This is a genomic window from Nocardia sp. NPDC051756, assembly GCF_040681495.1.
Classification (GTDB): Bacteria; Actinomycetota; Actinomycetes; order Mycobacteriales; family Mycobacteriaceae; genus Nocardia.
In genome coordinates this window covers 793,852-806,158 of record NZ_JBFAYV010000006.1, presented here as the reverse complement: position 1 = coordinate 806,158, position 12,307 = coordinate 793,852, and the positions used below count along the sequence as shown (strand labels likewise).

Below are 12,307 nucleotides of genomic sequence, written 5' to 3'. Positions count from 1 at the left end.
TGCAATGAGGTCAGCTGCTGCGCGGGGTGATCGCGGCGTGGTCGGCGCGCATGTCGTCGACGAAGTTGGCGATCGCCTCGGCGACCAGCAGTGGCTCGGTAACCGGCAGCCAGTGATCGGCCGGGACGGCACAGCGCCACAGCCGGTCCACCCAGCGCGTCGAGGTGTCGTAGATGGAGACGGGCACGAACGGGTCGGTGGTGTCGACGAGCAGCTGCACCGGCACCGCGGTGCGGCGAACCCGCGGCCTGCGCAGATGATGCAGCAGGTTGGCCTGCGCGATCCGGCCGCCGGCGAGTAGATCCGTGCGCCAGGTGCGCGCGATCCGCGCGGGCAAGGGCGAGAGACCGCCGAGCCGTTCCACCACCAGCGTGCGCACCCGCGGCGGATAGAGCCTGCGCGCCACCGGAATCGGGCGCAGCGTCCAGCGCACCCCGCTCCACCACCAGCCGAGATCGCCCGCGCGCAGCTTGGCGTGCGGCGCGACGGCCCGCAGCCACAGGCCGAGATGATCGAGGTTCGGGCCGGAAATCGCGGTGAACGAGGCGATCCGGGTGTTCGCCCGCGGGTCGCACACCGCCTCCCACAGCTGCACCGCGCCCCAGCCGTGCCCGCAGGTGTGCACCGGGCGCTTCGGACTGGCGGCGTCGATCACCGCGAAGAAGTCGGCGGCCAGCCGGTCGAGCCGGAAGTCCGCGAGCAGCGCGGGGGTGGCCGAACGGCCGTGGCCGCGCACGTCGTAGGTGATCACCCGGAAACCGTCGGACAGCAGCGCGGCGACCGTGGCCCACACGCGATGGGTGTCGGTGAGGCCGTGCACCAGGACCAAGGGTGCGGCGGCGGGGTCGCCCCATTCGTAGACGGCGAGTTCGGTGCCGTCGGCGGTCACCGTCCACTGCCGATCCGGGCGGGGCGTATCGGTGTCGAGCTGGTTGGTCATCTTGTTGCCTCGTTCGGGTGCGGGCTGCCGGACGGTGATGCAGTGGTCGGCCGGGCACTCGTGTGGAGTGCTGGAACGCTCGACCCGTACCGCTAGTACGTTTTCCGATACTGACAGTACGAAGAAATCCGCGAATGCGGGAGGGCTAGCCGCAGACTATGGCGTACCTCACGCCAATATCCGTACCACCGGTACGTGTATGCTGCGGTCGTGCCTCGTCCCAGCGTCCGTTCGACGACCTTCCGTGCGGAGATCGTCGACGCCGCGATCCGGGTGATCGACCGGGACGGGCCGCGGCCGAGCATGGACGACATCGCCCGCGAGGCCGGCATCACCAAGCCCCGCCTGTACCGGCAGTTCGCCGACAAGGCCGATCTCTACACCGAGATCGGCAACCGGATGGCCAAGGCCGCCGCGGCCGCCGCGGGCAACGATCTGACGCTCATGCTGCAACCGCCGCGGATCGCGCTGCGCCGGGTGCTCACCGGATACGCCGACAGTATTCTGCAGCATCCCAACGTTTTTCGCTTCCTGGGCCAGGCGCAGGTGACCCAGCAGTCCGACGGAACGGTGTTGCAGTTCGACCTCGGCCGGGCCGCATCGGACCGCTTCGCCCGGCAGGCCCGCGACATCGCCGAGTCGATTCCGATCGATACCGCGGGCATCGACTACCTGTCCCGCGCGGTGGTCGGCGTCGTCGTGTCGATCACCGACCTGTGGCTGGCGGACACCGTGGTGCCGCATCCGGAGCGCACCGCCGAGTTCATCGATCAGGCCACCGACTTCGTCTGGGGGCTGATCGACGGATTCCTGCGCAGGCAGGGCATCTCGGCCGATCCGGAGACGCCGATCTTCACCTCGCTCGCCGCCGTCAATCAGGCGCAACAACCCGCAAGCTGACCTCTGCCAGCGCTTATCGCTGTCGGTGATTCGTTGCGTGCCGGTCTTGTTGACACTCTGCCAATAGTGCGACAATCTGTTGGCGAGGACCGGCACGGGCGCCGGGAGAGTTGCGAGCAAAGGATTCGATGATGGCACGCGCCGCATGGAGTGACGACGAGGTCGAGGCGGTCCGCGACCTGGCGAAGGCGTTCTTCGAGAAGGAGGTCGTCCCGCACGAGGAGAAGTTCGTCGCGCAGGGCCACCCCGATCGCGCGCTGTACAACCGGGCGGGCGAGCTGGGCCTGCTGTGCACCGCGATCCCGACCGAATTCGGCGGGGGCGGCGGTACTTTCGCGCACGAAGCGGCGATCATCGAGGAGCAGTCCCGGGCCGGCGACGGCTCGATGGGCATGCCGGTGCACAGCTCGATCATCGCGCCGTACCTGAAGGAATTCGGTTCCGCGGAACTCAAGCAGCGCGTGCTGCCCAAGGCGGCCAGCGGCGAGATGGTGCTCTCCATCGGCATGACCGAGCCCGGCACCGGCTCCGATCTACAGAACATCAAGACCCGCGCGATCCGCGAGGGCGACGAGTACGTCATCACCGGCTCGAAGATCTTCATCACCAACGGCTGGCTCTGCGACGGCATCATCATCGCCGCCAAGACCGACCCGACCAAGGGCGCGTCCGGCGTCTCGCTGATCTTCGCCGACGTCTCCGACGACACCCCCGGCTTCAAGCGCGGCCGCATCCTGAACAAGATCGGCGGCAAGGCCCAGGACACCGCCGAGCTGTTCTTCGACGGACTGCGGGTACCCGCCTCAAACCTGCTCGGCGAGGCCGAGGGCCAGGGTTTCTACCAGATGATGCAGATGCTGGCCCAGGAACGACTGGTCACCGGCATCATCGCGGTCGCGATGATGGAGCAGGCCGTGCAGCTGACCATCGACTACACCAAGGGCCGCGAGGCGTTCGGCAAGCCGCTGTTCGCCATGCAGAACACCAAATTCGAGCTGGCCGAGTGCGCGACCATCGCGAAGATCAGCCGCACGTTCCTCGATGACTGCATCGTCAAGCACCTGCGCGGCGAGCTGGACATTCCCACAGCGGCGATGTCGAAATACTGGCTCACCGACCAACTGGGTATCGTGGTTGACCGCTGCCTGCAACTGTTCGGCGGCTACGGCTACATGACGGAGTATCCGATTTCGCAGCTCTACACCGGCGCCCGCGTCCTGCGCATCCTCGCGGGTAGCAACGAGGTGATGAAGGATCTCATTGCCCGGTCTCTCTGATACGACGAGCGAGCCCACCGCTCGCCGGACAGCCGACGATGCCGCGTTGCCGCGGCGCCGCCGGCTCGAACCCGACGAGCGGCGGGCGCAGATCCTGGCGTGCGCGATCGACATGTTCGGTGAGCGCCCGTACGCGGCTGTCTCCACCGCGGAGCTGGCGCAGCGTGCCGGGGTGGCCCGCGGGCTGATCAACCACTACTTCGGCAACAAGCGCGACCTCTACCTCGCGGTGGTGCGCCGGATGGTCACGTTGCCGAAGCTCGACGACATGATCGTGCCGACCGGCACCGAGCGTGAGCGCGTGGACGCAAGCGTGCACTGGCTGCTGGACACCATCGCCGAGCACGGCAGCACCTGGGTGAAGGTGACCAGCCACGAGGGCGTCGGCGACGATCCCGAGGTGCAGCAGATCCTCGATCAGGCCGACGACGCGGCGGCCGAACGACTGCTGCTGATGGTCGGCCTCGCCGATTCTGCACGCAGTGCGGCATTGCGCGCGATGGTCCGCGCCTACGGTGGTTTGGTGAAAGTGGCGGGGCGCGAATGGATCACCCGCGGCACGCTGACCCGCCCGCAGGTGCACGAGTTGCTCGCCGACATGCTGATGACGCTGGTCACCGAGTCGCTGCCGAAGGTGGACCGCCACACCTGAGCGCGGCGGTCCGTGCGCACTAGGTGAGCGCCTCCGGCGCGGTGTCGCCCGGTTCCATGCTGTAGCGCACCGGCCGCCGGTGGCCCGGTGCGTGACCGAGCCTGCCGTACTTCAACTCGATCACCTCCTCGCGCCGATGCTCGACCACCAGCGCGCCGATGCCGAGAATCCACAGCGCGGCGGTGATGATCGCGCCGGTCTGGGTCCAATCGTCGAAGCCGTATCCGGCGGCGGTGAGCGTGCAGGCCAGCGCGACGATGCCGAGCGCGCACAGAATGAGGCCGGGAACGTTGTAATTGTCGCCGAGTAGATCGCCGGCCTGAGCGTGCCAAGGCCGATTTTCCCGGCCTTCGGAGGTGGTGCTACCGAACATGGATCCTCCTAGGGAGTCAGCACAAGATCAGTGACACTTTCCGATCAGCATGAACCTATGGCGGGGAAAACGGCTAGTAATTGGACGTTTCAGATGATGTCGCGCCGTCAGGCCCCTATTGTTGGTCGGGATATCGGGGCGGGTCCGGGCAGTCCGAGGTTCCTGCACGGTGGTTGGTGTGGAGAGGGACCTGGCATGGCACGGGCGGAACGCCGTGAAAGTGAACGTTGGCCTGCGGCAGAGCCGGACGATCGGTGGCCCGCGGCGGGCGAAGAAGAACAGTGGGTCGAGCAGGAACCCGAGGAACGCTGGCCGGAACCGGCGCCGAGCCGACGCCGGACCGGTCGATTGCGGGTGGAGATTCCGCCGATCGTGAATCCGTACGCGATCGTCGCGTTGGTGGCGGCCTTGGTCGGATTGTTTCCGGTCGCCATCGTTTTCGGCTTCATCGCGTTCTCCCATCCGCGCGGCCGGGTGATGGCGATGTTCGCGTTGCTGATCGGCGTCGCGGAGGTGACGGCGCTGGCCGGGTTGGTGGTGGTGTCCGGAAACATGTTGCCCGACTCGCTGACTCGCGCGGACAAGCCCGCGGCGAGTCTCACGGCGCAGTCGACCGTGGATCAGGTGCCGCAGCCGACCGTCCCGGCCGCGCCGAGCGCGGTGGTGACCACGACGGCGAGTCCGTCCACGACGAGCCAGAGCAACCTGAAAAAGGGTGCGTCGTGCACCGAGGGGCAGGTCGGTCAGGTCGGCAACGCCGCGGACGGTAGCACGCTGATCTGCTTACTCAGTTCCGGCAACTACCAGTGGGCCGGTCCGTACACGGTGTCCACGGTGGTGCAGCAGGCCGGCTCGAAATGTGATGGGAGCGCGGCGAAAACCGCCCGTACCTCCGACGGCCGCGCGCTGGTCTGCGAGAGCGCGGGCCGCAGCGGCACCTGGGTGTTATGGACCGAGTAGCCCGCTACTCCTCTTTCTTGGCTCGACTCGGCTGAACGCGCGGCGGCTCGTTCGGCATCTTCGGATACTGCGGCGGCCACGGCGCGTCCATCAGGCCCGAGGCCATATCGCGTTCCGACATCTCCAGCAGCGGGGCGATCGACTGCGGTGCGCGATCGGCCCACGGATCGCCCAGCTCGGCCAGCCGGGCGGGGACGGTGGCGATGGTCAGTTCGTCCGGCACCACGGTGTCCAACTCCGACCAGGCGATCGGCGTGGACACCTGCGCGCCGACCTTCGGCCTGACGCACCACGCGCCGAAAACCGTTTTGTGCGGGGCGTTTTGGTTGAAGTCGACGAACACGCGGTTGCCGCGCTCTTCCTTCCACCACTGCGCGGTGATCTCCTCGGGATGGCGGCGTTCCAGCTCCCTGGCCAGCGCGACGGACGCGGCACGCACCTGGTAGCCGTCCCAATTCGGTTCCAGCGCAACGTAAATGTGCAGACCGCGCGAACCCGAGGTCTTGATCCTGGACTCGATGCCCAACTCGACGAACAACTCTCGGGTGAGCACGGCGGCGTGCTTGAGGTCGTCGAAGGTGATGCCGGGGGAGGGATCGAGGTCGATGCGCAGCTCGTCGGCGATCTTCAGGTTGTCCGCCCGATTCGGCCACACGTGAAAACCCAAGCAGCCCTGGTTGACTGCCCACAGGATGTGCGCGAGATCGTGCGCGACGAGCGCGTCCGCCGTGGTGCCGTTCGGCGTGGACACCTCGACGGTGTGCAACCAGTCCGGCGCGGATTTCGGCACCCGCTTCTGAAACCAGGACTTTCCGGAGGCGCCGTCGGGATAACGTTCCAACAGCAGCGGCCTGCCGCCGACCACATTCAGGAACGGTTCGGCGACCGCCTGGTAGTAGTGCACCAGATCGAGTTTCGTGTCGCCGCGCTTGGTGAAATACACCTTGTCGGGATTGCTGATGGCGACGGTGCGCCCATCCACCTCGATATCGACCGACGGACTCACTTCGCCTCACTGAAGATCGCGCTCAATTCCGCGGGCGGCGCCTCGTCGAGCTGAGCATAAGTACACGATTCCGGCGTGCGGTCGGTGCGGAAGCGGACCAGCCTGCCGCCGTGGCGCAGCCGCCCGGACTGCACGTGTTCGTAGCGAACCTCCGCGACCAGTTCGGTGCGCAGCGCTTCCCACGACAGGTCTTTGCCGCCGGTCCAGCGGCTGACGCCGCCCGGCATCTTGCCGTCGGCCCTGGCCTGCGCGGCGGCGTCGGCCCATTCGCGCCACGGGTGGTTTTCCAGCGCGTTCTCGCGCAGCGGGGCCAGTTCGTCGACCAGTTCCTTGCGCCGGGCCGCGGTGAAGCTGCTGGCCACGCCCACATGGTGCAGGCTGCCCTCGTCGTCGAACAGGCCGAGCAGCAGCGAGCCGACGCCCTCGCCGTCCTTGTGCCAGCGGAATCCGGCGACCACGCAGTCGGCGGTGCGCTCGTGTTTGACCTTGAGCATGACCCGTTTGTCTTGCAGATAGGCCAGGTCGTCGGCCTTGACCATGACCCCGTCGAAGCCGGCGCCCTCGAATCGGGTGAACCAGTCCTCGGCGACCGCGGGATCCCGGGTGATCGGAGTGAGATGCACCCGCGCGAGCTCGGTGTCCAGGATGGTTTCCAGCAGCCGCCTGCGCTCGGCGAACGGTTCCTCGGTCAGGTCCTTGTCGCCGAGGGCGAGCAGATCGAAGGCGACGAAGCTGGCCGGCGTCTCCACGGCCAGCTTGTTCACCCGGGAGGCGGCCGGATGCAGCCGGTTCTGCAAGGTGTCGAAGTCCAGGCCCTCGTCGGTGACGATGACGATCTCGCCGTCCACCACGCACCGATCCGGCAGCGCCTGCTTCAGCAACTCCGCGACCTCGGGAAAATACCTGGTCAACGGGCGGTCATTGCGCGAACCGAGTTCCACCTCGTCCCCGTCGCGGAAGACGATGCAGCGGAATCCGTCCCACTTCGGCTCGTAACTCAGCCCGGCCTCGTGTGGCACCCCGGACGTGGTCTTGGCCAGCATCGGTTTGACGGGCGGCATCACCGGTAGGTCCACGCGATCCTCCTCGGATTCGGTTCTCACCGGTACCGACGGCCTGACCGCGCAGAACTCATCGGTACTTGCCGATGATCGTAAGCGCCGCATCCGACAAGATCGCGGATGCGGCGCAACGAGGCTGGTTCAGGCGTCCAGCCAGCCGTGTTGTTCGGCGAACACGGTGAGCCGGTCGCGGATGGTGAGGATCTCGCCCGCGGTCAGCGCCGGGCTCGCGTCGAGGAGTAGCTCGGTGATCAGGCGTTTGTGTTCGGCGGCGGTCAGCTGTCCGGAGTTCGACCGATGCTTGGACTTGTGCGGGGCCGGCGGCGGACTGGGCTGGCCACCGACCACACTCAGATTCACCGCCTTCGGCCCGCGATCACCCTCCGTCATGTCGAATTCGAACACCCTGCCCTGGCGCAACTCGTCTTCATCCAGGCCGATGTCGTTGACGTGCACGAATACGTCCGGCCCGCCGTCCTCCGGTCGAATGAACCCGAATCCCCGAGAGCTGTCGAACGACACCAATTTCCCGATGGACACCAACACCTGCTCCTCGCCGCGCCGTCGCTACCCGGTCACCTTAGCCCGCGTTATCGTTGTCGTTGGACGAAAGCGCCTTTTGCAATGAATTGAAAACGGTGAGTCCCTGACCGACCATTCCGTTGACGAGTTCGCTCACTCCGTCCGGCCCGTTGAGCACGGTCAGATTCGCGCCGGCCAGCCCGTTCGAGGCCTGCTTGACGATTTCCGGAAGTTGTTCGATCAACAACTGGTCCAACGCGATCCGGTTGTTCGACGCGGCCGCGGCGGCCTGAATCCTGGTCCGGTCGGCCTCGGCCTCGGCCAGGATGCGCACCCGTTCCGCTTCTGCCTGAGCAGGTTTCACCACTTCGGTCTGCAACTGCTGCTCGCGCAGCTCCGCCGTCTTGCGGGCCTGCTCGGCCTGCGCGGTGAGCACCTCCTGCAATGCCATCGCCTCGGCGAGCGGACCCGCCTGTGCCGCTTCGGCATTCGCCTTGTCGATGTCGCGCTGATACTGTGCGCGCAGGATCGCGGTCTCCCGCTGATACTCCGCCTGCCTGCGCAGCGACTCCTGCTCGGCCTGCGCGGACAGCTGAGCCGCTTGCGATTGCGCGATCTGCGCGTCGCGCTGCACGGTCGCGTTGTGCGGCGCGGCGAGCGCCTGAATGTAGCCGAGATTGCCGTCGTCGATGGACTGGATCTGGAAGGAGTCCACCCAGAGCCCGATATTGCCCATCTCCACCTTCGAGGCGACCAGCACCTCGTCGGCCAGCTTCTGGCGCTCCCGGATGATCTCCTCGACCGTCATCGAGCCGACGATCGAGCGCAGATGACCGGAGAAGATCCGGCCGGTGAGCACCGACATCTCCCGTTCCTGCTCGGACAGGAAGCGTTGCGCGGCATTCACGATCGAGGTGGTGTCGTTGGCGACCTTGAACGCGATCACCGCGCGGACCTCGAGCTGAATCGCCTGCTTGGTGACGCAGCGCTCCTTGATCTCGGCCTCGAACATGGCCAGCGACAGGTAGCTGACCTTGCGGAACAGCGGGATCACCCAGCTGCCGCGCCCGATCACCACCTTGAACGGCGCGTTGTCCTTGCTCTTGGCGCCGCTGATCAGCATCGCCTCGTCCGGGTCGGGTACGTGATAACCCAGCACGGTTGTCTCCCTTACTGTTTCAGATGGTGTCGGCCGGAGTCGGCGTCAGCGGGATCCAGGGCACCACATCGAGGATGCGCCCCGGATTGACGGCGATGACCAATACTGTTGTCCCTGCCGGAATCGCTTCGACGGCACGTGCGATGTACAGCTCCGTCCCCCCTCGAATTGCCACCAGGACCTCCCCGAGCATCCCCGCTCCTCGGATCGGCGATGTGAGCGTACCTGTCAAACCGACCACTGGGTCGCTCATGGCGCCGATCTCCCTTCGCTCGTGTCCAGGCCCGCCACACTACGTCTCGCACAGCACCATTCGATATCGAAATGGCGTCGGCGAAGGTGACGCAATCGTTGGGAAGCCGGAACGGCCAGGTTGCGGGTGTGTGATCTGCTGGGATAGCACGCGGGTATGTTGCTTGCATGGGAGGACGACTCGCTTTGGTTGTCGGGTCCGAGTGTGTGGCGCTGGGGGAACTGGGGTTCACCGGCGAGCTCGCGACGGGGTTGTACGGGAGTCTGACCGAGGCCGGGGGTTGGCGATCCGCGACCGAGGAGGACGGTCCGGTCCTGAATCCGACTGCGGCGCAGCTGGTCACGGCGGTGGACGCGGCGTTCGAGGCGGCCGGGCAGCGGCAGGCGACGTTGCTGCTCGCGTTCATCGGGCACGGGGTCGCGACCAGCGCCGAGGACTTCTATCTGCTCGGGCACGACTCGCCCGCAGTGCCGAACTCGCACAACGCGTTTCATCTCACCCAGGAGATCAGGGAGCGGCTGAACCAGTCGGCTGTCGATGGTTTGGTGGTGCTGGTGGACGCGTGTGAGACCGGGCAGGGGGTGATCGGCGCGGCGCGGCGCTGGACGGATCTGCTCGCGCAGTCGGCGGGGCGGATGGAGATGCTGGTCGCGGCGGGGGAGGGGCCGGCGTTTTCCGGGTGTTTCACTCGGACCTTGCTGTCGACGTTCGATGGTGGGTTGCCGTTGCGCGGGGAGAACCTGCTGCCCGCGGATCTGGTCGATCCGATCGCCGGGGAATGTATTCATCAACAGCCGCAATATCTTTCGTTCACCTCGGGTGCGGTGTCGGTGGCGCACGGTGCGGACCCGGGGCTGTGGCTGGTGCCGAATACGGCGCGGCATCGCGATGCCGTAAGTGGGCGCTCCGCAGCGGGATTCGTCGATCAGCTGACTCGTGGACTGCTCGTGACGCCTGATGTGCGTGAGCATCTGGACACGATCGTGGATGCGGGGAGCAATCGGCTGCGGGTGGTGATCGGGCCTGCGGGCGCGGGGAAGTCGACCTTGCTGGCGATGCTGATTCGGCCGAGTCTGGTGGAGGGGTTGGCCGTGACTCCTGAATACATCACGGCCGCAGTGTTTCTGACCGCTGCCAGTTCGATCGAGGCGGTGGCGGCCGAACTCGCGGCGCAGCTGAGCGCGCGGTTGCCCGGTTTCGCCGAGGCGGCGCAGACGGTGCACGCGCACCGGGCCCGAGACGAGTTCGACATCTTCGATCTGTCGGTGCGGCATCCGTTGGCGCGGTTGTCCACGTCGGGTCGCCGGGTGACGCTCGTGCTGGACGGATTGAACCAGCCGCAGGAAGGCACCCGGCGGTTGCTCGTCTCCGCGATTGCCGATCTGACCAGGCGTGATGATCTACGGCACGTGCGGGTCATCATCGGGATCCGGGACGGTACGGGGGTCGAGGACGCGCCCGCGCTGGCACACATGTACCGGATCGAGGTGGGTGAACCGGCCGCCGACGACATCGCCACCGCGGTCGGTTCCGCGCGGGGTAGTGGTGCGCCCGTCGACCCGGCGGATTGGGTGAACTGGATTCAGTCGTTGCTGAGTCAAACACCAACGGACGTAGAGGGATCCCACGTCGTTTCGGGTGGTTGGCTGCTGGCCAAGATGCTGCTCGAGGTGGCGTCGAGCATCACCGACGGCGCGGTCGCCGAGGGGATCGGACTCGACCGGATCGTCGCGCTGCGGGTCGACGCGGCGTCGCGCGGAATGTATGCCGAAACAGACTGTGCGACAGGTACTTTCCTCAGCATCATGGTCGCCGCCGGGGTGGGGCCGGTGCTGCCGATCGAGTTGCTCGATGCCGCGTTGACGGCTCGCGGTTTCGATCTGCACATCGCCCGAATCCGGGATATGACCGTGGCTTTGGGTGCGCTGGTCACGCGCAGCCGGCCCGGCACGCCACGCGAGTCGCTCGGCGTCACGCACGGCGCCCTGCTGCCCGGTCTGCGCGCCGAATGCCGGAAGCTCGGTGTGGAACTCGAAGACGCGCACCGGGCGATCGTGACCGCGATCAAGCAGAGTCCGAGTGATCGTGCAGCTGATTACGCACGCGGATCGGCTGTGCGTCACTGCCTCGCCTATCGGGATTCGGCCAGCGCTCTGCACTTCCTGGAGTTGTTGCAGACCGCGAGATCCGCCGACAATCGCGATCTTTGGGCCGCTTGGTTGCCCGCCTTCGTCGAGACCCTCGGCCCTGATCATCCCGATACGTTGACTACGCGCAGCCGCGAGGCCTACCACCGTGCCGAAAGCGGTGACTTGGTCGGCGCGATAACCGCTTTCGAACTGCTGCTCGCCGACCGCCTTCGAGTTCTCGGTCCTGACCACCCGAAAACCCTTGGCACGCGTACGAACCTGGCCACCTGTCGAGCCCGCTGCGGCGACTACATCGGAGCCCGAGCCGACTACAAGCGCCTGTTCGCCGACCAACGCCGCATCCTGGGACCGGACGCTCCCGACACCCTTCGTACCCGAAACGATTTGGCTTCCAACCGCGCCGACCTCGGCGACTTGCCCGGCGCCATTGCCGATTTCGAACAGCTACGCCTCGATCGCGCCCGGGTCCTCGGCGCCGACGACCCCCAGACCCTGCGCACCCGCAACAGCCTCGCCTACTGGCACGGCGAGAACGGCGACGTCACCAGCGCCAGAACCGAATTCGAACAACTACTCGCCGACAACCTGCGCATCTTCGGCCCCGACCACCCCGCCACCCTCGCCGCCCGCAACAGCCTCGCCGCCTTCCGTGCCCGCAGCGGTGACCTGTCCGGCGCGGCAACCGAATTCACCCACCTCCTCGCCGACCGCCTCCGCGTGCTCGGCCCCGACCACCCCGACACCCTCACCACCCGAAGCACTCTCGCCGACTACCACGCCGACACCGGCAACCTCCCCGACGCCATCGCCGAACTCGAACACCTCCTCGCCGACCGCCTCCGCGTCCTGGGCCCCGACCACCCCGACACCTTCGCCACCCGCAACGACCTGGCCTCCCGCCAAGCCCAAAACGGCGACCTCCCCCGAGCCATAGCCGAACTGGAAGTCCTCCTGGTAGCCGAACTCCGCGCCCTGGGCCCCACCCACTCCGCCACCATCCGTACCCAAACCACCCTCGCCCACTGGCGAGCCCAATTCGTCAAGTAGGCGGATC

At 66.8% G+C, this 12,307-nt stretch carries 12 protein-coding genes; 5 read left to right on the top strand and 7 right to left on the bottom strand.

Annotation, left to right across the window (positions count from 1 at the left end; all coding sequences use genetic code 11):
- Positions 1-10: 10 nt before the first annotated feature.
- Positions 11-940 (bottom strand): alpha/beta fold hydrolase, encoded by a 930-nt coding sequence (locus AB0M22_RS29850; RefSeq protein WP_364733802.1) that lies wholly within the window; start codon positions 938-940, stop codon positions 11-13.
- Positions 941-1,150: 210 nt separating this feature from the next.
- Here AB0M22_RS29850 and AB0M22_RS29845 point away from each other — a divergent pair, with 210 nt between their 5' ends.
- The 3 genes from AB0M22_RS29845 (at position 1,151) to AB0M22_RS29835 (ending at position 3,769) form a co-directional block, all read left to right on the top strand.
- Positions 1,151-1,840 carry a TetR/AcrR family transcriptional regulator gene (locus tag AB0M22_RS29845; RefSeq protein ID WP_364733800.1) on the top strand — a complete coding sequence of 230 codons (690 nt, stop codon included), beginning with the start codon at positions 1,151-1,153 and terminating at the stop codon, positions 1,838-1,840.
- A gap of 131 nt (positions 1,841-1,971) precedes the next feature.
- On the top strand, positions 1,972-3,117 hold the full coding sequence (locus AB0M22_RS29840) for an acyl-CoA dehydrogenase family protein (protein ID WP_364733797.1): 1,146 nt from the start codon (positions 1,972-1,974) through the stop codon (positions 3,115-3,117).
- Entirely contained in the window at positions 3,101-3,769 is a 669-nt protein-coding gene (locus tag AB0M22_RS29835) for a helix-turn-helix domain-containing protein (RefSeq protein ID WP_364733795.1), read from the top strand. The genes AB0M22_RS29840 and AB0M22_RS29835 overlap by 17 nt, the downstream gene beginning before the upstream one ends.
- A 19-nt stretch (positions 3,770-3,788) precedes the next feature.
- Here AB0M22_RS29835 and AB0M22_RS29830 read toward each other — a convergent pair whose 3' ends face one another.
- Positions 3,789-4,142: a hypothetical protein gene (locus tag AB0M22_RS29830; RefSeq protein ID WP_364733793.1), complete on the bottom strand. Its 354-nt coding sequence runs from the start codon at positions 4,140-4,142 to the stop codon at positions 3,789-3,791.
- A gap of 195 nt (positions 4,143-4,337) precedes the next feature.
- On the opposite strand from AB0M22_RS29830, the gene AB0M22_RS29825 reads away from it, so the two are divergent.
- On the top strand, positions 4,338-5,102 hold the full coding sequence (locus AB0M22_RS29825; protein WP_364733790.1) for a DUF4190 domain-containing protein: 765 nt from the start codon (positions 4,338-4,340) through the stop codon (positions 5,100-5,102).
- 4 nt (positions 5,103-5,106) lie between these two features.
- On the opposite strand, the gene ligD is transcribed toward AB0M22_RS29825, so the two are convergent.
- The 5 genes from ligD to AB0M22_RS29800 form a co-directional block, all read right to left on the bottom strand.
- Entirely contained in the window at positions 5,107-6,108 is a 1,002-nt protein-coding gene (ligD, locus tag AB0M22_RS29820) for a non-homologous end-joining DNA ligase (protein WP_364733788.1), read from the bottom strand.
- Positions 6,105-7,184, bottom strand: a complete 1,080-nt coding sequence (locus tag AB0M22_RS29815; protein WP_364733786.1) for an ATP-dependent DNA ligase — start codon at positions 7,182-7,184, stop codon at positions 6,105-6,107. Before AB0M22_RS29815 ends, ligD begins: the two co-directional genes overlap by 4 nt.
- Before the next feature lie 126 nt (positions 7,185-7,310).
- Positions 7,311-7,715 carry a cold shock domain-containing protein gene (locus tag AB0M22_RS29810; RefSeq protein ID WP_364733783.1) on the bottom strand — a complete coding sequence of 135 codons (405 nt, stop codon included), beginning with the start codon at positions 7,713-7,715 and terminating at the stop codon, positions 7,311-7,313.
- Between the two features lie 34 nt (positions 7,716-7,749).
- A complete protein-coding gene (locus tag AB0M22_RS29805) occupies positions 7,750-8,850 on the bottom strand; it encodes an SPFH domain-containing protein (RefSeq protein WP_364733780.1) in 1,101 nt (366 codons plus the stop codon).
- Between the two features lie 19 nt (positions 8,851-8,869).
- Positions 8,870-9,043, bottom strand: a complete 174-nt coding sequence (locus AB0M22_RS29800; protein WP_364733778.1) for a hypothetical protein — start codon at positions 9,041-9,043, stop codon at positions 8,870-8,872.
- Between the two features lie 227 nt (positions 9,044-9,270).
- On the opposite strand from AB0M22_RS29800, the gene AB0M22_RS29795 reads away from it, so the two are divergent.
- A complete protein-coding gene (locus AB0M22_RS29795) occupies positions 9,271-12,300 on the top strand; it encodes a tetratricopeptide repeat protein (RefSeq protein WP_364733775.1) in 3,030 nt (1,009 codons plus the stop codon).
- The last annotated feature ends 7 nt before the right edge of the window (positions 12,301-12,307 follow it).

Bases quoted from the DNA above. Each gene is read 5' to 3' on its own strand.
- AB0M22_RS29850 (WP_364733802.1), bottom strand. From the start codon at position 940: ATGACCAACCAGCTCGACACCGATACGCCCCGCCCGGATCGGCAGTGG.
- AB0M22_RS29840 (WP_364733797.1), top strand. From the start codon at position 1,972: ATGGCACGCGCCGCATGGAGTGACGACGAGGTCGAGGCGGTCCGCGAC.
- AB0M22_RS29830 (WP_364733793.1), bottom strand. From the start codon at position 4,142: ATGTTCGGTAGCACCACCTCCGAAGGCCGGGAAAATCGGCCTTGGCAC.
- AB0M22_RS29825 (WP_364733790.1), top strand. From the start codon at position 4,338: ATGGCACGGGCGGAACGCCGTGAAAGTGAACGTTGGCCTGCGGCAGAG.
- AB0M22_RS29800 (WP_364733778.1), bottom strand. From the start codon at position 9,043: ATGCTCGGGGAGGTCCTGGTGGCAATTCGAGGGGGGACGGAGCTGTAC.
- AB0M22_RS29795 (WP_364733775.1), top strand. From the start codon at position 9,271: ATGGGAGGACGACTCGCTTTGGTTGTCGGGTCCGAGTGTGTGGCGCTG.